The sequence below is a fragment of the Catenulispora subtropica genome, from assembly GCF_039531675.1.
Classification (GTDB): domain Bacteria; phylum Actinomycetota; class Actinomycetes; order Streptomycetales; family Catenulisporaceae; genus Catenulispora; species Catenulispora subtropica.
On the sequence record NZ_BAAAQM010000004.1, the window covers coordinates 91,502 to 108,803 of the forward strand.

Below are 17,302 nucleotides of genomic sequence, written 5' to 3' on the forward strand. Positions count from 1 at the left end.
TGCCGTGCGGACGACGTCGCCTCCTGACGCCACCCTCAGTACGGAACCGGGCCGGGAAGTGGCCCGGTCCCGCTGACGGCTGCGACGTGCCGAGGACGTCGGTCAGGCGTAGAGGCGGCAGGCGACGCCGTCGGCATTGAGTCGGGGGTCTTCGCGGTCGCACCCGTCGAAGGCGCGCGGGCAGCGCGGATGGAAGCGGCAGCCGCTCGGGGGCGCGGCCGGGTCGGGGACGTCGCCGGGGAGTTCGGTGGGCAGGCGTCCGGCACCGTCGGGCTGTGGGATGGCCGCGAGCAGAGCCTGGGTGTAGGGGTGGCGGGGGTTGTCCCAGACCTCCGCGGTCGTCCCGGTTTCCACGATCCGGCCGAGGTACATCACCGCGATACGATCCGCGATCAGGCGGACGACGGAGAGGTCGTGGCTGATGAACAGCAGCCCGGCACCGGATTCCACGGCCAGGGACCGCATCAGGGAGGCGACTTGCGCCTGGGCGGAGGCGTCCAAAGCGGAGATGGGCTCGTCGCCGACCAGGAGGCTGGGGCGGGCGGCCAGCGCCCGCGCGATGGCGATGCGCTGCCGCTGGCCGCCGGAGAACTCATGGGGGAAGCGCTGCGCGGCGGATGCGGGCAGGCCGACCCGGGTGAGGAAGTGCTCCACCGGGCCGTCGGTCGATTCGGGTACGGGAATGTCACCGCGCAGGGCGGCGATCCGGATGCCGTCCGCGATCTGCGCGCCGACACGTCGCCGGGGATTGAGCGAACCGTAGGGGTCCTGGAAGACCATCTGGATGCGGGTCAGCGCGGGTTCGCGGCGGCGTACCCGCAGCGGGCCGACCGGTGTGCCGTCGAAGACGATTCCGCCTGCCGTGGGCGCGGTGAGTCCGCAGACCGCGCGGGCCAGGGTGGACTTGCCGCAGCCCGATTCGCCCACCAGGCCGACGACTTCCCCGGCCTGCACGTCGAGGCTGACGCCCGCCACCGCCCTGGTGGGCAGCTGGCCGGGCCGGCGGTACTGGACCTCCAGGTCGGAGACCGAGAGCAGGTGCGGGGTCATGCGGTGCTCCTTCCGGGGAGCGCGTCCAGAAGGCTGCGGGTGTATTCATGCCGGGGGTCGGTGAGGACCTGGCCGCGGGCTCCGGTCTCGACGACGAGCCCGTGCCGCATCACGCTGACGTCGTCCGCGATCGCGGACATCACCCCGAGATCGTGGGTCACCAGCAGGACGGCCAAGTCGAGGTCGTCGCACAGCCGGCGCAGCAGCCGCAGCACGCCGGCCTGCACCGTGACGTCGAGGGCGGTGGTGGGCTCGTCGGCTATCAGCACCTTCGGTTCGCAGGCCAGGGCGATGGCGATGGCGATGCGCTGCCGCATTCCGCCGGAGTACTGGTGAGGGTACCGTCTGAGCGCCTCTTCGGGGTTGGGGATGCGGACCTGGCCGAGCAGCTCGACGGCTCGCCTCCGGGCCGCCTTGCGGTCGAGCTTCAGATGGTGGCGGAGGTGGTCGGTGAGCTGGTGACCGATGCTCAGCATGGGGTGCAGGCTGGTGGACGGGTCCTGGAAGACCATGCTGACCGACCGGCCGCGCAGCGCGTTTAGCTGTCGGGGCGGCAGCGTGAGCAGGTCCTCCGAGCCCAACCGGATCTGCCCCATGGTGGCGGCGCCGGGCGGCAGCAGGCCGAGGACCGCCAGGCCGGTCATGGTCTTCCCGGAGCCGCTCTCCCCGGCAAGGCCGTGGATGCGGCCGGGCTGCAGGGCCAGGTCCACGCCGTGCAGGATCCGCGTGCGGCCGGACTCCGCGGGCAGGTCGACGGTCAGGCCGGCGATCTCGAGGACGTTCATGCCGCCCGCTCCTTGTCCGCGCCGATGGTTTCGGCGCCAGCCGGATCCAGGGCGTCCCGCAGCGCGTCGCCCAGGAAGTTGAAGGCCAGGACGACGGTGAGGATGGCCAGGCCGGGGAAGACGCCGATCCACCAGCTGTCGAACTCCTGGGTGCCGGCGGCGACCATCGCGCCCCATTCGGGGGTGGGCGGCTTCGCGCCCAGGCCGAGGAAGGACAGTCCGGACAGCAGCAGCGTCGCGGTCCCGATGTCGAGGGTGGCCAGGACCAGGATCGGTCCGAGCACGTTGGGCAGCACGTCCACCCGCAGCGAGCGCCAGGCGGAGAAGCCCAGCAGCCGTCCGCTGAGCACGAACTCGCGGGAGCGCAGGCCCATGACCAGGCCGCGGGTCACTCGAGCGTAGGAGGGCCAGGCGACCACCAGGACGGCGAGGACCGCGTTCTGCAGGCTCGCGCCGAGCGCGGCGGCGACGACCATCGCGAGGATGACGGTCGGGAAGGCGAAGAACAGGTCCGCGAAGCGCATCACCGTCTCGTCCACCCAGCGTCCGAAGAAACCGGCGATCGCGCCCAGCGTCCCACCGAGGAGCAGGGACAGGACCACCAGCAGGAGCGCCAGCGGGATGGAGACCCGGGCTCCGTGGAGCACCCGGCTCAGCACGTCGCGGCCGAGTTCGTCGGTGCCGAACCAGTGGCCGGGCCCGGGCTGGGCGAGCCTGGGCAGGTCCTGGGCGAGCGGGTCGTGCGGCGCGAGCAGCGGTGCCGCGATGACGACCACCAGCCATCCGAGGGTGACCAGGCCGCCGATCACCGCCAGCGGTCGGCGCCAGGCGCGGGGCAGCCGGGTGAGCAGCCGGCTCCCCTGCCGCTTCCGGTCCGGCGCCGGCTTCAGTGTGTTCATGGCGCCCCTCACTGGACCCTCACCCTCGGGTCGATGACGCCGTAGAGGACGTCCACCACGAGGTTGACGAGCAGGTAGATGATGCCGACCACGAGACCCACCCCCATGACCGCGGGCAGGTCGAGGGTGGTCGCGCTGCGGTAGGCGTACGCGCCCAGACCCGGCCACGCGAAGATCGACTCCACCAGCACGGTGCCCGACAGCAGGGCACCGAAGGCCAGTCCCACGACCGTGATGATGGGCACCAGGGCTGCCCTGAGCACGTACTTCACCAGAACAGTGCGGGCCGGAAGCCCTTTGGCGCGGGCGGCCCGGACGTAGTCCTGCCCGAGCACCTCCAGCACCGCCGAGCGCGTGAACCGGGTGAGCAGGCCGACGGTGTAGGCGGTGAGCACCAGGGTGGGCAGCATCAGGTGGCTCACCGCGCTCCAGAACACCGGCCACTGGCCTGCCAGCGCGGCGTCGACCGTGTAGAGGCCGGTCACCGTCGGCGGCGCGGTGAGGTCCGGGGCGAGCCTGCCGCTGCCCGGTGCGATACCGAGCCGGTAGAAGAAGACGTAGAACGCCAGCAGGGCCAGCCAGAACGTCGGCACGGACACCCCGAGCAGGCTCAGCACGCGCAGCGCCTGGTCGACGATCCGGTCCCGCTTCAGCGCGGCCAGCACGCCGAACGCCACGCCGATGACCAGCGACAGCACGATCGCGGACCCGGCGAGTTCGAGCGTGGCCGGAACGGCGGCCCGCAGGTCGTCGAGCACCGGCTGGTGGCTCTGCTGCGACACGCCGAGATCGCCGTGTACGAGGTTGGCCAGGTAGGCGCCGTACTGCTCCGGCAGCGGCCTGTCGAGACCGTTGTGGTGCCGGAACTGCGCGACGATCGCCGGATCGCCGATGGCCCGCTGCCCCAGGTTGGCCGCCGCCGGGTCGCCGGGGACCAGGTTCGTCAGCACGAAGGTCACCAGGGTCACGCCGAGCGCGAGCAACAGGGCCGTGCCGACACGCCGGGTCAGAAAGCGCGCGAACGGATGCCGGCGCCAGGCGGCGGCGATGCGCCGCCTGGCGTCGGAGCTACTTGGTTCCGACAGCTGCGACATCAAGGGTCCACACCGGGTTGTAGACGACGCCGCTGAGCGAGCCGGCCGCGACGGTGTTGCGGCTGGGCTGCAACAGCGGGATGAACGGACCGGTCGCGTTCATCTGGGTCTGGATCTGCTCGAACAGCGTCTTGCGCGCGTCGTTGCCGATGGTGACCGCGGCCGTGTTCCCGGCGGCGGTCAGCGCCGGGTCGGCGCCCGCCTTCCAGCCGGCCCGCAGGCCCACCAGGTTGCCGGGCAGGAACGCCAGGTAGTCGCTCGGGTCCGGGTAGTCCGGGCCCCAGTACCACAGGCCCGACTGCTCCTTTCCGTTGCGGTAGTTGTCCAGTTCGGTGGTGGTCGGCGCCGGAGCGAGGTTGACGGTGATGCCGACCTCCTTGAGCTGAGCCTGGATCCGCTCGGCGAGGGTCTGCAGCGAGAGCCCGTCGACGGTCAGGTCGCTGGCATAACCGAGCGTCACCGTCGGGTTCGCGATGCCGCTGGCGGCCAGGGCGCTCTTGGCGCCGGCCAGATCGCGGGCGGTCGCCTGGGAAGCGGGCAGCGCCCCGAGGAAGCTCGATGGGATGACTCCGGCGGGTTGCACCGATCCCTTTCCGGCGATCTGCAGCAGGCCGGCGTAGTCGACGCCCTTGCGCACCGCTTCGGCGAACTTGGGGTTGGAGGTGGTGCCGCTCACCGCGGAGTCCTGGTTGAGCAGCAGGAATATGACGTCTGAGGAGGCGCCGCTGAGTACCTGAAGCCCGCCGCCGATGCCCTGCACCTGGTCGGCTGTCAGGTCGAGGGCGATCTGGCTGTCCCCGCGCTGCACGTTGAGCTTCTGCGTGGGCGCCTGGACGTTGCGGATCACGACCTTGTCATAGGCGGGCTTCTGCGGCCCCGTGTAGGCGGGGTTCTTCTTCAGGACGACCTGCGTGTTGGTGTTGAACGAGGTCAGCAGGTAGGGACCGGAGCCGGCGGACTCGGTGTTGAGGTAGGACTCCGCGCTGTCGCCCGCGGTCGCCGAGCCCCCGTGTGCCTGCATCACCTTGGAGTTGAGGATGCCGAGCGCGGGGTTCGGCAGGATGAACGGCAGCGCCGGGTTCGCCTGCTTCGAGACCAGCGTGATGGTCGAGGCGTCGGTCTTGCCGACCGTGACGCCGTCCAGCAAGAACGAGGGGTTGCCCTTGAGCGCGATCACCCGGTTCAAGGAGAAGACGACGTCGTCGGCGGTGACCTCGGTCCCGTCGGAGAACTTCGCCCCCGACCGCAGATGCAGGGTCAGCGTCTTGCCATCCGTGGACTCCTCGTACGAGGACGCCAGGCCCGGGACGGGCTTGGTGACGTCGTCGCCGTGGAAGGTCAGCAGCGTCTCGTAGAGCGCCTTGTCCACGATCTGGCCGGTCGGCTCGAACTCGCGGCCGGGATCGGCGGTCTTCAGGTTGAACGAGGTGTCGACGACCAGGGTCTTGCCACCCCCGGTCGATGTGGAGCTGGAGGAGGCACCGCCGGATGAGCAGGCGCTCAGGGCGACGAGCGCCGCCGCCGAGAACAGGGACACTGCGGCCGCCGGATGCGATCCGATACGTGGTCTGGACATGGGCGTCTCCAGGAGTCGGGCAGAACGGGAGCGAGCCGGGCGGGGTGCCATCGGCTGCCGAGGGGGAGTTGACCTGGACGAATGCTTGCTAGGGTGAGGTGAAGCTACACAGGTCATCGGCCCCGGTCCAGTACGGCGAGATGGATATCTCGGGAAGAGGCGAATCATGGAAGATCTGTCCAGCGGGGAAACAGCGCATGATCATTCACCTGGACGAATCGGCGGCGGCCTGGCCCTTGACGCGGTCCACCTGAAGATCCTGGAGGTCCTGCGCACCCATGGCCGGATCTCCATCGCAGCCCTGGGCAAGCAGGTCGGAATCTCCCGCGCCAGCGCATACACCCGTTTCGAGGCCCTGCGCGCGGACGGAGTGATCAGCGGGTTCGCGGCCCGAGTCGACGCCGCCCGGGTCGGCCTGCACGTCTGCGCCCTGGTCTTCGTCACCGTCCGACAGGACATGTGGAAGCAGTTCCGCGCTTCACTGGCCCGCATGCCGGAGGTGGAGTACTGTGCGGTCACCACCGGACAGCACGACGCCATGATCCAGATCCGGGTGCCCGACGTCCTGGCCGTCCATCGCCTGGTCGCCGACCGGCTCGCCGCCTTGCCCGCGGTGCGGGCGACGGAGACTGTGATCATCCTCGACGAGGTGCTCCGCAGTCCCTATGTCCTCCCTCGCGGCACGACTGACGAGTTCCCTCCAGCTGCCACAGGCGCGCAGGGCGTGCGGCAACTCGGCATGACGCGCTTCATACCCGCTGCCGACGGACGCGCCAACCTGGAACGCGGTACATAGTCAGGGATCTGACAGAGCCGAAGGCGGTGGCCGCGAGCCGAGATGGCGTGCTGCGCGAGCAGGCAGGTGCGGCATGACGAGCGTCGATCCCGGGCAATCCCACGGCACTCCGGCCGATCTGGAGCCGGCGCATCGGCTCGCTGACCACGCCGACGCCATGGCCGCACGCCATGGCCGAGCTGATGAAGATGATGGCAACGATCAAGGACACGTACGAACGCCTCGCGTCGTAAGCCGTTGATCGTTACCGGCTGGGTTGAGTAGGTGCTGAGGAGAAGATCAGCACACCGTCCACGAGGTCCGTCTCGAGGACGTGAACAACGGGCGCATTCGGACCGGCGGGATCGAAGGGGCTGTGGTGGGACATGGCAGGCACGCCCTTCCCCCGCCAGATCCGAGCTCTCAGCGAGGACTTCGGCAGCGATCACCTTCTCTACGGCAGTGACTACTGCTGGACTCCGGCCGTCGGTACTTCAGCGCAGATCGCTCCCATAGACGGGGCGGAGCAGCCGCCGGGCACCGCGTGGGCAGGCGCTCACCACCGAAAAATGCCTCCAAGCTCTTCCGCGCCTCGGAAAGCCAGCCGGGCATGTTCGACCGCTGGGTTCTGTCCGGTCGATCAGTGAACCGGCACGTCGAAATCTCGGTGCTCGTGCGATGCTGCGTGGGCTAACGTCCGACGCATGCATGACCAGTTGCGCCCAGGAGCGCGTCCTGCCACGTCCGACCAGGGTCCGCATCGCCAACTGGATCAGAATGCCAGCGCAGCGTTGTGGGGTGAGCTGGTCGCGCGGACCTTTGCCCTGCCGGGCGTCGTCGAGGGCCACAGCCAGGTGTCGCCGGCCGATTCCAGAGCGGTGTTCCTGGTCGACCAGCCCACGGAGCGTTCGCCCGAGACGTCTTTGGCGCCGGGCAAGCGGCTGGAACCAGTCCACTTGCATGGGGTCAGCGATACCAGCGTCCACCTAGTTCTGCCTGCTGGACGAGGTGCACGGTTGGTGGAGTTGGGTTGGGCAGAACCCCACCAGTTCGCCGATTTCGGCACCGAGTACATGGTCTACGGGCCGCGGACCGAGGCCGAGGTGGAAATCGTGCTCTCGATCATCGAGGAGAGCCTGGCGTTCGCTCGTTCGGCCCCGGTCGACTGAGGAGCGTCGAACCGAAGTCAGGACCGCAGCCAGATGACCAGCGCGGCGCTGCGGACACGGCCTAGTCATCTCCCAGGTCGATCGCGCTGAGCTGGCCCCGAGAGCTGATACCGAGCTTGGGGAAGACTCGGTAGAGGTGGAAGCCGACGGTCCGGTGGGACAGGAACAGTCGGGTACCGATTCCCGATTGGTCAGCCCGGCTGCCGCCAGCCTGGCGATCTGCAACTCCTGCGGGGTGAGCAGATCCAAGCTGTCGGGCGCGCGGCGGGCCACCGCCTCGCCCGCCGCCCGCAGCTCGGCTCGGGCCTCCTCGCCGAGGGCCGTGACGCCCAAGGCGTCCAAGCTCTCCGTAGCGGCCCGCAGCGGCGATCGGGAATCGGTGAGCCGGCGCCGACGCCTCAACCACCTGCCGTACGCCAGCAGCAACCGCGCCCGGTGCAGTGGCCAACTCGACAGGCGGTCCCGCAACGCGCACAGGTAAAGGTGCTCGGCTTCATCGTCGTTTGCGACCAAAGGATGCGCATAAGCTGCCATCGCCTCCAGGTATGGCGAGGAGGTCTGCTCAGCCAAGGCGTCCAACTGCGCCAGATATCGTCGCGCTTCGCCGTCGCGGCCGGTGTGGACCGCTGTCTCGATCAGCTCTGCGATGCCCCAGTAACCCACGAACGGGTGGTGGGCGATATCGGTCGGGTCCAGCACCCTGGCCAGTTGTTCGAACGCGTCGTCGGGCCGGTTGTCGACGCGAGCGTACCGGCCCCGGACGAACTGGACGAAACCGAGGATCGACCTGGGCGCCGATCGAGAGCAGTTCCGCTTCTGTCGCGGAGACAAGCGTGTTCGCGGTCTCGTGATCGCCGTGCTCGCCGGCCAGCATGGCGATCGCGAGATCCGCGATGAGCGCCCAGCGGGGGCGGCCGGTGTCCCGGGACAGCCGGCCGGCCTCGGCCGCCGCGGTCGCCGCTGCCCGGGGCTTGCCGAGATGGATCGCCGCCCACGCCTGCGACGTGAGGGCCTCGCCGAGCAACCCGAGCCGCCCTTGCTCGCGCAGCCTCTCGACAGCCGTGCACAGATGAGGCCAGGACAGATCGAAAGCCCACACGGCGGTCAATGAGGCCCCCAGCGCGTGCAGCTCCGCCGGATCGTCGACGGTCTCCGGTGCGACCTCATCAGCCTTCCCGATGACCCACGCCGCCTCCCGTATCGGATCTGCGCAGGCCGCGATGGACAGCACCAAGGGGTCGCTGCCGCTTCGACCCAGGCGACGCGCCGTCCCGACCACCATTCCCCGGGTCTGCGGGGTCGGGTTGCCGGCCGCTGGATCGTCACCGACGGCGCCTCCAAGGGCCTGGACGCCGGGCGCCTGGCCGTGGCCGGCGACAGCGTCGGCGGCAACATGACCGCCGCGTTGACCCTGATGGCCAAGGAGCGCGCCGACGTGCCGCTGCGGGCGCAGGTGCTGTTCTACCCGGTCACCGACGCCTCCTTCGACACCGACTCCTATCACCAGTTCGCCGAGGGCTACTTCCTCCGCAGGGACGCGATGCAGTGGTTCTGGGACCAGTACACAGCCGACGAAGCCCAGCGCTACGAGATCACCGCCAGCCCCCCTGCGGGCCAGCCTGGAGCAGTTGGCGGGCCTGCCCCCGGCGCTGGTGATCACCGGCGAGGCCGACGTGCTGCGGGACGAGGGCGAGGCCTACGCCGCCAGACTGCGCGCCGCCGGCGTGCCGGTCACCGCGGTTCGCTGCCAGGCCGTCATCCACGATTTCGTGATGCTCAACGCACTGCGCGGCACCCACGCCGCGGAAACCGCGATCAGCAACATGGTGGTGTAGCCGTGGATGGCGGCCACTGCGATGCGACTCGGCGTGCCAGGCCCGCCGGCCAACGCCGTGGCGCCGCGCCAGCGGGATCAGGGTTCACTCATCCCATGGTCAGCTCGCCGGTACGGAGTGCTGCGGTGACGCCGCCGTCCATCAGGAGGTCCGCGCCGGTGATGAAGCCGGCCTGTCGGCCCAGGAGGAAGGCTGCGACGTCGCCGACTTCGTCGGGTGTGGCGAACCGCTTAGCCGCGCACACTTCGCGCATGTGCTCGAACCACTCTTTGCGTGGCCCGGCCAGTTCGTCCAGGGCCAGCGGGGTGATGACGACGCCGGGGCTGATGGCGTTGACGCGGGCCCCGCGCCTGCCCCACGCGGCGGCGGAGGTCTGCACCCGCAGTGAGTTGGCTCGCTTGGCCAGCGCGTAGGCGTGGACGGAGGAGCCGATCTTCTCGGGGTCCAGGAACGGCAGTGCGAGCAGCTCGGCGGTCGGTGTGGTCGCCAGTGCCCGCTCGACGTCGCGGTCGTAGGGGCTCTCCCGGTGCCCGGCCATGCTGGCGACCACGATGCCGGCGCCGCCTCGCGCGATGATCTGGGCGAACGCGTCGAGGATGTGCGCCGTTCCGAGCAGGTCGACGTGTAGGACCTGTTCGGTGCTGGCCTGGGTCGGGGAGACTCCGGCCGCGTGGATCATCTGTGTGACCGGACCCATCGCTGCGGCGGTATCGGCCAAGGACTGCACGGCGTCGTGGTCGGAGATGTCGGTGGCGTGGACGTCGACGTCGAACCCGTCGCCGCGCAGCTGTTCGGCGGCGGCTTCGGTCGCCTGCTCGTTGTGGGCGGCGAGCAGCAGGGTGCGGCCGGAGCCGACGCGGCGGGCGATTGCCTGACCGATGCTGCCGGGGCCGATGACGACGACGATCTCTTTCGTTTCCGTGCTCATGGTCAGATCTCTATCGGTTGCGGTGTCGGAGTTGGTGCCGCGTCCGCAGGCGTGCGGTGGAGGCGGAGTTGGACGGCTGCAGCGGCTGCTGGCGATTCGGGCATCTGCGTCACGGCTTGATCAGGACCTTCAGGGCTCTGCGTTCGTCCATCGCCTTGTATCCGTCTGCGATCTCCTCCAGAGGCATCTCGCGGTCGAACACCTTTCCGGGTTCGACCGTGCCGTCCAGCACGTCCGGGAGCAGGACGGGGATGTAGGCACGAGCGGGGGCAGGTCCGCCGGTGAGGGTGATGTTGGGCCCGAACAGGCTGTCGAAGCCGACCGGTGCTTGCTCGTACTGCGGGACGCCGACGCGACTGATGACGCCGCCGGCCCGGACGACTCCGACGGCCTGTTCGTAGGCGGGCATGTGGCCGACGGCTTCGATGACGGCATGCGTTCCGTCGCCGCCGGTGAGTTCCTTGACCTTGGCGATTCCGTCGGCTCCGCGCTCGGCGACGACGTCGGTGGCACCGAATTCGCGGCCGAGGGCGGTACGGTCGGTGTGGCGGCCCATGAGAATGATCTGCTCGGCACCGAGGCGTCTGGCAGACAGCACGGCCAGGAGTCCGACGGCGCCGTCGCCGATGACGGTGACGGTGGTGCGCGGGGTGATGTCGGCCTTGACGGCGGCGTGGTAGCCGGTGCCGTAGACGTCGGACAACGTCAGCAAGGAGGGCAACAGCGGCGAGTCCTCACCCACGGATGCCGGCACCGCCACCAAGGTGCCGTCGGCCAGCGGCACACGCACGGCTTCGGCCTGGCCGCCGCGCACGTCGCCGGAGTTCCAGAATCCGCCGTGGCGGCATGAGGTCTGCAGACCCTCGCGGCAGAAGTCGCAGGTGCCGTCGGACCAGGCGAACGGGGCGATCACCAGGTCGCCCCTCTTGATGGTCGTGACGTCGCTGCCGATGTCCTCGACGACGCCGAGGAACTCGTGCCCCATCGACGAGCCCTCGGGGGTGGTCGGCATGGAGTGGTAGGGATGCAGGTCCGAGCCGCAGACGCAGGAGCGGACGACGCGCACGAGCGCGTCGGTCGGATGCTTGATCGTGGCGTCGGGCACGTCGATGACGCGGACGTCGCCGGCGCCGTACATGTAGGTGGCACGCATGGGTGTGTGTTCCTCGTTCTGTGGGGGCGTGTTGGTGACGGGCGGCGGCTCAGGCCTCGGGAATCTCCCGGCCGAAGGCTTCGAGGGTGATCGCCTCAGGCTCGGGGCCGCCGCGGACTCCGCGGTCCAGAGCGTCGATCGCGGCCAATTCGGCGGTGTCGAGCTGGAAGTCGAACACGTCGAAGTTCTCGGCGATGCGCTCGGGCCGGGTCGACTTGGGGATCGCCGATCGGCCTTGCTGAAGGTGCCAGCGCAGCATGACCTGGGCCGGGGTCTTGCCGTGCGCCTGTCCGATCGCCACGAGGGCCGGATCGGTGAAGGTGCTGGTCGCGTGGGTCCCGCGGTAGGAGGTGATGCCGCCGATCGGCGACCACGCCTGAGAGACGATCCCGTACTCGGCGTCGGCGGCCAGGACCTGGGGTTGGCTGAAGAACGGGTGGACCTCGATCTGGTTCACCGCGGGCACGACGCTCGCCGTTTCCATGAGGTCCTTGAGGTGCTGGGGCATGAAGTTGCTGACGCCGATGGCACGGACCCGGCCGTCGGCCAGCAGCGTCTCCAGCGCCCGGTAGGCCTCACGGGTGAGGTCGAAGCGGGCCGGCAGCGGCTGGTGCAACAGGAGCAGGTCGATCTGCTCGACGCCGAGCTTGCCGGCGCTTTTGTCGAAGGCGTGCAGGGCGGCGTCGTAGCCGTAGTCCGAGATCCAGATCTTGGTCTCGACGAACACCTCGGATCGGCCCAGACCCGAGCGGGCGATGGCGTCGCCGACGCCGCGCTCGTTCAGGTAGGCCGCCGCGGTGTCGATGAGCCGGTATCCGGTGCTCAGGGCGGTTTGGACAACCTCGGCGGTCTGGTCCGGCGGGGTCTGGAACACCCCGAACCCCAGGGCCGGCATCCGGACGCCGTTGTTGAGGGTGAGGTCGGGGAAGCTGTTGGACATGGGTCGTGCCGAACAGGACGTCGTCGGTGAGTTCGACCAGCTTGGGGGCGAGTCCCCGATCGCGTGCTGGGCGGGGGTCTGCTGCGGATCCGTCATCGCTGTGCGCTCCTGTACTCCTCGTCGGTGACTGCCTCGCCCCATGTCGTCTCCTCGGCGCCCGGGTCGCCGGTGCCATCCCAGATCGCCAGGTGGACCATGAACCGGTCGGCGGTCGCGCCGTGCCAGTGCCACTGGCCGGGCGGGGTGCGGACGGTGTCACCGGGACGCATCACGATCACCTCGCCGTCCCGGCTCGCGACGATCCCTACGCCCTCGGTGACGTGCAGCGTCTGCCCGACGGCGTGGACGTGCCAGTTCGTGCGCGCGCACGGCGCGAATCGCACGGCGTTCACCCGCGCGCGCGAGGGCTCCTCACCCCGGTAGATCTGGTCGAACCAGACGTCGCCGGTGAAGATCTCGGACGGCCCCTTCGCCGTGGCCGGTGCGGTCAACTTCTGCATGACATGACTTCTTTCGTCGATGTGTTCTTGTCGTGGGTGGTCAGCGGTCAGCGGCGGATGCCGGTGGTTGCAGGATCCCCCGGAGCATGCCGGGCCGCGACCTCGGCGGGCACGATCAGCGCGAGCGTGACGACCAGGCACAGCGTGAGCAGTCCTGCACCCACGCCAGCCAGGTCGTTGAATACCGCATCGCCGTGTGGAGCTTCGGCAGCGCGGTGAAGATGATCGAGTCGTCCAGCAGGATCATGAAGTAGCTGACCAGGACGATCGCCGGGATCGCCCGGGTGTGACGGGCGGCACCCGTTGCGGACGGCACGGCCGACACAGTCGGCGTCGGCGTGCCGGCGGTCGGCCGGCTCGGGACGGTGACGGTCGTTGTGGGCATGACGTCGAGTCAACGCGCTTTCGCCGCGGGCGGGCAGTGACTGCTCTTCCAGGTAACAGCAGTACCTCCCTCGGACCACCGCCCAGCCTCGATCCGCGCCTACCCTGGATTCCATGGACATCCGAGCGGACAACCGAGCCCAGGTCCGGGAGTTCCTCGCCTCCCGGCGTGAGCGCATCACCCCCGAACAGGCCGGCCTGCCCGCCTACGGAGGCGGCAACCGCCGCGTCAAAGGCCTGCGCCGGGAGGAGGTCGCGCTGCTGGCCGGGGTGAGCATCGACTACTACGTCCGCATGGAGCGCGGCAACCTCGCCGGCGCCTCCGAGGCAGTCCTGGACGGCATCGCCACCGCACTCCAACTGGACGAGGCCGAACGCGCCCACCTGTTCGACCTGGCCCGTGCCGCCGGGCCGGCGCTGGCCAGGCGGCGGCAGCCGAAGAGCTCCGGCGTCACCGACAGCGTGCAGCAGGTCCTGGACGCCATCACCGACGCCCCGGCCTGGGTCCGCAACGCCCGCCACGACATGCTCGCCGCCAACCGTCTGGCCCGCGCCCTGTACGCTCCGGTCCTGGCCGACCCCCGCCGCCCGGCCAACAACGCCCGCTTCGTCTACCTCGACCCCGCCTCCCAGGATTTCTTCACCGACTGGGAACGCGCCGCCGACGACATCGCCGCCATGCTCCGCTCCGAGGCCGGCCGCAACCCCCACGACAAGCAGCTCATCGAACTCATCGGCGAGCTGTCCACCCGCAGCGAGGACTTCCGCACCCGCTGGGCCGCGCACAACGTCCGCTTCCACCGCACCGGACACAAGCGGCTCCACCACCCGGTCGTCGGCGCCCTCGACCTGAACTTCGAGGCCATGGAGTTCCCGGCCCATCCCGGACTGACCCTGCTCGTCTACACCGCACCCGCCGAAACCCCCGCCGCCGACAGCCTTAGACTCCTGGCCAGCTGGGCCGCCACCGCCGAACAGGCCGGTGAACTCGCCCACCACTGACCGGGCGGCTTGGCGACGGGTGCCGGCAGTGCCGATCGCCAACACGAACGTCGGCCCGAACACCGGCATCGATCTCGGCGGCCTGGCCAAGCTGATCCTCAACGAACAGCTGCCGGTGCCCGGGGCCGACCGCGGCCTCACGGTCAACGCTCTGCACCTGCAGGTGCTCGACGGGACGGTCGTCGTCGCCTCGGCGACCAGCGACGCGCACAACTGCCCTTAGGCGGCGAAGGGGGGAGCATGACGATTGCATGACACCGCCGTCCGCCGGCCCGGCACCGCGCTCGCAGCGGCGGTGCCGGGCCGGCTTCAGCGGTCAGTGAGCCGCGGCGTGGACGGCGGTCAGCTGACGTTGACCGCGGTGTCGTCGATGACGAACGACGTCTGCGCGGTGTAGTCCTCAGTGCCGGTGAACTTCACGGTCACGCTCTGCCCCGCGTAGGCGGACAGGTCGAAGTTGCGCTGCGTGTAGCCGGTGTTGTGGTCGAGGTTGGAGTACGTGTGCAGCGTGGCGAGGACGGTGCCCGAGCTGTTGAGGACCTGCACGGCCAGCGTGTCGTAGGCCGTGCTGGTCGTGGTCTCCGCGGTGTCGGTGTGCAGCCAGAAGCTCAGCTGGTAGGTGGTGCAGCCGCTGGGGAGAGTGATGGTCTGGGCCAGGGTGTCGGTGTGGGCGCTTCCGTAGCCGTCGAGCCAGGTGTCCCAGCTGCCGGAGTGCGGCGGTTCCGAAGCCGAGTCGCTGTTGATGATGCCGGTCGAGGCGGTCCAGGGGGCGGCGGTCCCGGTCTCGAAGCCGGGGTTGCCGAACAGCTGCGCCGCGGTGCAACCACCGGTGCCGGGGTTGACGGTCCAGGTGAAGCTCGCGCTGCCGGACGGCCCGGTGGAGTCGGTCGCGGTCACGGTCACGCTGGACGTCCCGGACGCGGTCGGCGTACCGGAGATGCGCCCGGTCGTGGAGCTGATCGACAGTCCGGCGGGTAGCCCGGAGGCCGTGTAGGACAACGTCCCGCCCGCGCTGTCGTTGGCGGCGATCTGCAGCGACACCGCGGTGCCGACCGTGCCGGTCTGGCTGCCGGGGTTGGTCACGCTGACGCTGCCGCCGGATCCGCCGCCGAACGTGATGTCCGTGACGGCGTGCAGCTCGATGCCGTTGGGGGCCACGCCGGTCTGCCCGTGGAGGAAGTCGAAGAAGCCCACCCCGGTGACGGTGACCGGAACGTTCACGACGTGGAAGGTGCCGGTCGGCGTGTACTCGGCGTCGAACTCGCTGCGGGAGTTCGTGATCTGCGACGTCAGGACGCTGCCGGTGCCGACGCAGGCGGGGTCCGGGATCTCGGCGATCATCGTGTGGCCGGAGCCGTCGGACAGCACCAGGTGGTAGTCGGAGTCGGCTTCCAGCTTGAACTCGGTGAGCGTGGCCTGGACCCGGAACACCGTGGTCTCCGTGGGCTGGATCCGGTTGTTCGCCGGCAGCGTGGCCGGGGCGGTCAGGGACGTCAGCGAGGCGATGGTCGTCGACGTCACCGATGACAGGTTCACCAGGCTCTTGTCGGCGTCGGTACCGGTCTTGACCGACCACCGCTCGACACCGCAGCTGGTGGTCAGGGAGTTGGCGTTGTGAACGACCTCCTCGACCTCTTCGGCGTCCGGATGCGGTCCGTGCCGCAGAGCGGCGCCGGCGACCGCGCCGCCGGACATCGCCGCGAGGGTCGCGATCAGGGTGGTCGCCAACCAGATTCGGGGTCTGGAAATCCGCACGATGGCCTCCCGGCTCCTCGTCGTCTCCGGGCCTGTCCCAGGCCCTAAGGCGCAGTGTCGCGACCCTCAGGTCGCGGGGAAAGGTGAAGGTCGATGAACATCGCAGATCCTGTTGGCAGATCGTGAACACCACGAAGGAGCTGCGGAACCGTTGCGGGCCCGGTCACGTCCAAGAGAGTCGTAGTGCACCGCCGTCCATTGGGAGCCCGAGTATGAAAGCCAGTGCCGTAAGACGCGCAACGGTCGGTGTGGCGGTCGTCGCGATCGGTCTTCTCGCCGGGTGTTCTTCGCCGAAACACTCGGCGTCGCCCGCAGCGGCCTCCTCTTCGCCCACTCCGATTTCGGAGGTCTCGAGCTCAACATCCGACAGTGGGTCGACCGCCGCGTCGTCGGAGCTGACCGCTGCGCCGTCGACCGCGACAGCCGGCAACGCGGCGGGCGCCACGTCGACCTCGTCGTCGGCCGCGCCGACCGTTTCGCGGCCGTCACCGCCGAGGTCGACCGGTCCGACGGCGGTGCCGAGCCTTCCGGCGACGACCAGCACGGGTACTTGTTTTTCCGGGACGTTCAGCGTGGTCTACCCCGCCACGGACAATCCGGTGCGCAGTGCCTGCGTGCACATGGGCACTTCGATGAACGTCGAGCTGCTCGCACTGCGCGGTGTCACGTGGGAGGTGCCGAGCGTCTCCGACTCGTCGGTGGCCACCGTCACCGACGTCGTCACGCCGCCCGGCACCCGTCATGATCACGTCACGCTGCTGCGGCCCGGCACTGTCACGTTGACCAGCGCCAGTACCTATAATCCGGATCCGCACGGACCGCCGTCCAGGCAGTGGACCTTGACCCTGACGATCGTGTCCTGATCCACTGCCTCACAGCCTCAAAGGTCTGCGGCGGACGTTTCAGCTCAGCGTGACGTCGTCGTTGGACACGGTGAGCGTCGATTTGATCCTCGATTTCAGGGATGCGCTGATGTCCGTACCGGAGCCGCCGGAGGTAACGACATTCGTACATCGGCCCGGTGATCCCTGGGAAGTGTCTGTGCGAGCGGCACAGGGGACGGCGCTGCGTATCGAGCTGTACCCGGCCGGCGGCTACCGCTGGTCCGGCATCGACTCGTCTGATCCGGACGTGCTGGGCCTCGATGGTGGGGTCGACGGTGAGGGCGTAGCGCGGTTCACCGGCGTCGCCCTCCATGCCGGGCAGACGGTGCTGGTGGCGACGACGCAGTTCCAGGGCGACCGGTTCGGGCCGCCTGCTCGGCGCTGGACGATGACCGTCCAGGTCGACGCTTGGGTCTCACGGGCGGAACTCATCAGAAGTCTGTGTCAATGATCGACAGTAACTCAGGGTATCTATTAGTAAACGTTTGGTAAAAATTCACAATACGGTTGAACCGGTCTTGCTGACCGCTCGTTCGGGCGCAACGATCCCCTTCGCACATCCCCGCACCTCTT

Annotated in this window: 20 protein-coding genes and 1 pseudogene; 7 read left to right on the forward strand and 14 right to left on the reverse strand. The window is 69.4% G+C overall.

Features of this window, described 5'->3' with window-relative positions:
* Window positions 1-102 precede the first annotated feature (102 nt).
* The 5 genes from ABD466_RS05435 to ABD466_RS05455 are packed head-to-tail and all read right to left on the reverse strand — an operon-like array spanning window position 103 to window position 5,404.
* Window positions 103-1,050 carry an oligopeptide/dipeptide ABC transporter ATP-binding protein gene (locus tag ABD466_RS05435; protein WP_344655817.1) on the reverse strand — a complete coding sequence of 316 codons (948 nt, stop codon included), beginning with the start codon at window positions 1,048-1,050 and terminating at the stop codon, window positions 103-105.
* Window positions 1,047-1,835 (reverse strand): ABC transporter ATP-binding protein, encoded by a 789-nt coding sequence (locus ABD466_RS05440; protein WP_344655818.1) that lies wholly within the window; start codon window positions 1,833-1,835, stop codon window positions 1,047-1,049. Before ABD466_RS05440 ends, ABD466_RS05435 begins: the two co-directional genes overlap by 4 nt.
* Window positions 1,832-2,734, reverse strand: coding sequence for an ABC transporter permease (locus tag ABD466_RS05445; protein WP_344655819.1), 903 nt, complete (start codon window positions 2,732-2,734; stop codon window positions 1,832-1,834). The genes ABD466_RS05440 and ABD466_RS05445 overlap by 4 nt, the downstream gene beginning before the upstream one ends.
* 8 nt (window positions 2,735-2,742) lie before the next feature.
* Window positions 2,743-3,828, reverse strand: coding sequence for an ABC transporter permease (locus tag ABD466_RS05450; RefSeq protein WP_344655820.1), 1,086 nt, complete (start codon window positions 3,826-3,828; stop codon window positions 2,743-2,745).
* A complete protein-coding gene (locus ABD466_RS05455) occupies window positions 3,803-5,404 on the reverse strand; it encodes an ABC transporter substrate-binding protein (protein WP_344655821.1) in 1,602 nt (533 codons plus the stop codon). Before ABD466_RS05455 ends, ABD466_RS05450 begins: the two co-directional genes overlap by 26 nt.
* A gap of 166 nt (window positions 5,405-5,570) precedes the next feature.
* Between ABD466_RS05455 and ABD466_RS05460 the strand changes: the two genes are divergently transcribed.
* Together ABD466_RS05460 and ABD466_RS05465 are read left to right on the forward strand one after the other, a co-directional pair.
* A complete protein-coding gene (locus tag ABD466_RS05460; protein WP_344655822.1) occupies window positions 5,571-6,200 on the forward strand; it encodes an Lrp/AsnC family transcriptional regulator in 630 nt (209 codons plus the stop codon).
* 683 nt (window positions 6,201-6,883) lie between these two features.
* Window positions 6,884-7,348 (forward strand): luciferase domain-containing protein, encoded by a 465-nt coding sequence (locus ABD466_RS05465; protein ID WP_344655823.1) that lies wholly within the window; start codon window positions 6,884-6,886, stop codon window positions 7,346-7,348.
* Between the two features lie 61 nt (window positions 7,349-7,409).
* Here ABD466_RS05465 and ABD466_RS05470 read toward each other — a convergent pair whose 3' ends face one another.
* Window positions 7,410-7,823: a LuxR C-terminal-related transcriptional regulator gene (locus ABD466_RS05470; protein ID WP_344655824.1), complete on the reverse strand. Its 414-nt coding sequence runs from the start codon at window positions 7,821-7,823 to the stop codon at window positions 7,410-7,412.
* A gap of 87 nt (window positions 7,824-7,910) precedes the next feature.
* Entirely contained in the window at window positions 7,911-8,579 is a 669-nt protein-coding gene (locus ABD466_RS05475) for a hypothetical protein (protein WP_344655954.1), read from the reverse strand.
* An 81-nt stretch (window positions 8,580-8,660) separates the two neighbouring features.
* Between ABD466_RS05475 and ABD466_RS05480 the strand changes: the two are divergent.
* A pseudogene (locus tag ABD466_RS05480) lies at window positions 8,661-9,183 on the forward strand (alpha/beta hydrolase); the annotation flags it as partial.
* Window positions 9,184-9,271: 88 nt separating this feature from the next.
* Here ABD466_RS05480 and ABD466_RS05485 read toward each other — a convergent pair.
* The 5 genes from ABD466_RS05485 to ABD466_RS05505 form a co-directional block, all read right to left on the reverse strand.
* Window positions 9,272-10,111 (reverse strand): SDR family oxidoreductase, encoded by an 840-nt coding sequence (locus ABD466_RS05485; protein WP_344655825.1) that lies wholly within the window; start codon window positions 10,109-10,111, stop codon window positions 9,272-9,274.
* 109 nt (window positions 10,112-10,220) lie between these two features.
* Window positions 10,221-11,264, reverse strand: a complete 1,044-nt coding sequence (locus ABD466_RS05490) for a zinc-binding dehydrogenase (protein WP_344655826.1) — start codon at window positions 11,262-11,264, stop codon at window positions 10,221-10,223.
* Between the two features lie 49 nt (window positions 11,265-11,313).
* Entirely contained in the window at window positions 11,314-12,204 is an 891-nt protein-coding gene (locus tag ABD466_RS05495) for an aldo/keto reductase (RefSeq protein WP_344655947.1), read from the reverse strand.
* Window positions 12,205-12,296: 92 nt separating this feature from the next.
* A complete protein-coding gene (locus ABD466_RS05500) occupies window positions 12,297-12,704 on the reverse strand; it encodes a (R)-mandelonitrile lyase (protein WP_344655827.1) in 408 nt (135 codons plus the stop codon).
* 115 nt (window positions 12,705-12,819) lie between these two features.
* Window positions 12,820-13,089, reverse strand: coding sequence for a hypothetical protein (locus tag ABD466_RS05505; RefSeq protein WP_344655828.1), 270 nt, complete (start codon window positions 13,087-13,089; stop codon window positions 12,820-12,822).
* A gap of 113 nt (window positions 13,090-13,202) precedes the next feature.
* Here ABD466_RS05505 and ABD466_RS05510 point away from each other — a divergent pair, with 113 nt between their 5' ends.
* Window positions 13,203-14,090, forward strand: coding sequence for a helix-turn-helix transcriptional regulator (locus ABD466_RS05510; protein WP_344655829.1), 888 nt, complete (start codon window positions 13,203-13,205; stop codon window positions 14,088-14,090).
* A gap of 28 nt (window positions 14,091-14,118) precedes the next feature.
* Window positions 14,119-14,313, forward strand: a complete 195-nt coding sequence (locus ABD466_RS05515) for a choice-of-anchor P family protein (protein WP_344655830.1) — start codon at window positions 14,119-14,121, stop codon at window positions 14,311-14,313.
* Between the two features lie 119 nt (window positions 14,314-14,432).
* On the opposite strand, the gene ABD466_RS44375 is transcribed toward ABD466_RS05515, so the two are convergent.
* Window positions 14,433-15,845: a putative Ig domain-containing protein gene (locus ABD466_RS44375; RefSeq protein WP_425558543.1), complete on the reverse strand. Its 1,413-nt coding sequence runs from the start codon at window positions 15,843-15,845 to the stop codon at window positions 14,433-14,435.
* Window positions 15,846-16,008: 163 nt separating this feature from the next.
* Window positions 16,009-16,389: a hypothetical protein gene (locus tag ABD466_RS05525; RefSeq protein ID WP_344655831.1), complete on the reverse strand. Its 381-nt coding sequence runs from the start codon at window positions 16,387-16,389 to the stop codon at window positions 16,009-16,011.
* Between the two features lie 28 nt (window positions 16,390-16,417).
* Here ABD466_RS05525 and ABD466_RS05530 point away from each other — a divergent pair, with 28 nt between their 5' ends.
* Window positions 16,418-16,708, forward strand: a complete 291-nt coding sequence (locus ABD466_RS05530) for a hypothetical protein (RefSeq protein WP_344655832.1) — start codon at window positions 16,418-16,420, stop codon at window positions 16,706-16,708.
* 49 nt (window positions 16,709-16,757) lie between these two features.
* Window positions 16,758-17,180, forward strand: a complete 423-nt coding sequence (locus ABD466_RS05535) for a hypothetical protein (protein WP_344655833.1) — start codon at window positions 16,758-16,760, stop codon at window positions 17,178-17,180.
* Window positions 17,181-17,302: the final 122 nt, after the last annotated feature.

Excerpts from the sequence above, each read along its gene's own strand:
- ABD466_RS05510 (WP_344655829.1), top strand. The coding sequence starts at position 13,203 with ATGGACATCCGAGCGGACAACCGAGCCCAGGTCCGGGAGTTCCTCGCC.
- ABD466_RS05500 (WP_344655827.1), bottom strand. The coding sequence starts at position 12,704 with ATGCAGAAGTTGACCGCACCGGCCACGGCGAAGGGGCCGTCCGAGATC.
- ABD466_RS05495 (WP_344655947.1), bottom strand. The coding sequence starts at position 12,204 with ATGTCCAACAGCTTCCCCGACCTCACCCTCAACAACGGCGTCCGGATG.
- ABD466_RS05490 (WP_344655826.1), bottom strand. The coding sequence starts at position 11,264 with ATGCGTGCCACCTACATGTACGGCGCCGGCGACGTCCGCGTCATCGAC.
- ABD466_RS05455 (WP_344655821.1), bottom strand. The coding sequence starts at position 5,404 with ATGTCCAGACCACGTATCGGATCGCATCCGGCGGCCGCAGTGTCCCTG.
- ABD466_RS05465 (WP_344655823.1), top strand. The coding sequence starts at position 6,884 with ATGCATGACCAGTTGCGCCCAGGAGCGCGTCCTGCCACGTCCGACCAG.
- ABD466_RS05460 (WP_344655822.1), top strand. The coding sequence starts at position 5,571 with ATGGAAGATCTGTCCAGCGGGGAAACAGCGCATGATCATTCACCTGGA.
- ABD466_RS05440 (WP_344655818.1), bottom strand. The coding sequence starts at position 1,835 with ATGAACGTCCTCGAGATCGCCGGCCTGACCGTCGACCTGCCCGCGGAG.
- ABD466_RS05450 (WP_344655820.1), bottom strand. The coding sequence starts at position 3,828 with ATGTCGCAGCTGTCGGAACCAAGTAGCTCCGACGCCAGGCGGCGCATC.
- ABD466_RS05505 (WP_344655828.1), bottom strand. The coding sequence starts at position 13,089 with ATGCCCACAACGACCGTCACCGTCCCGAGCCGGCCGACCGCCGGCACG.
- ABD466_RS05445 (WP_344655819.1), bottom strand. The coding sequence starts at position 2,734 with ATGAACACACTGAAGCCGGCGCCGGACCGGAAGCGGCAGGGGAGCCGG.
- ABD466_RS05485 (WP_344655825.1), bottom strand. The coding sequence starts at position 10,111 with ATGAGCACGGAAACGAAAGAGATCGTCGTCGTCATCGGCCCCGGCAGC.
- ABD466_RS05435 (WP_344655817.1), bottom strand. The coding sequence starts at position 1,050 with ATGACCCCGCACCTGCTCTCGGTCTCCGACCTGGAGGTCCAGTACCGC.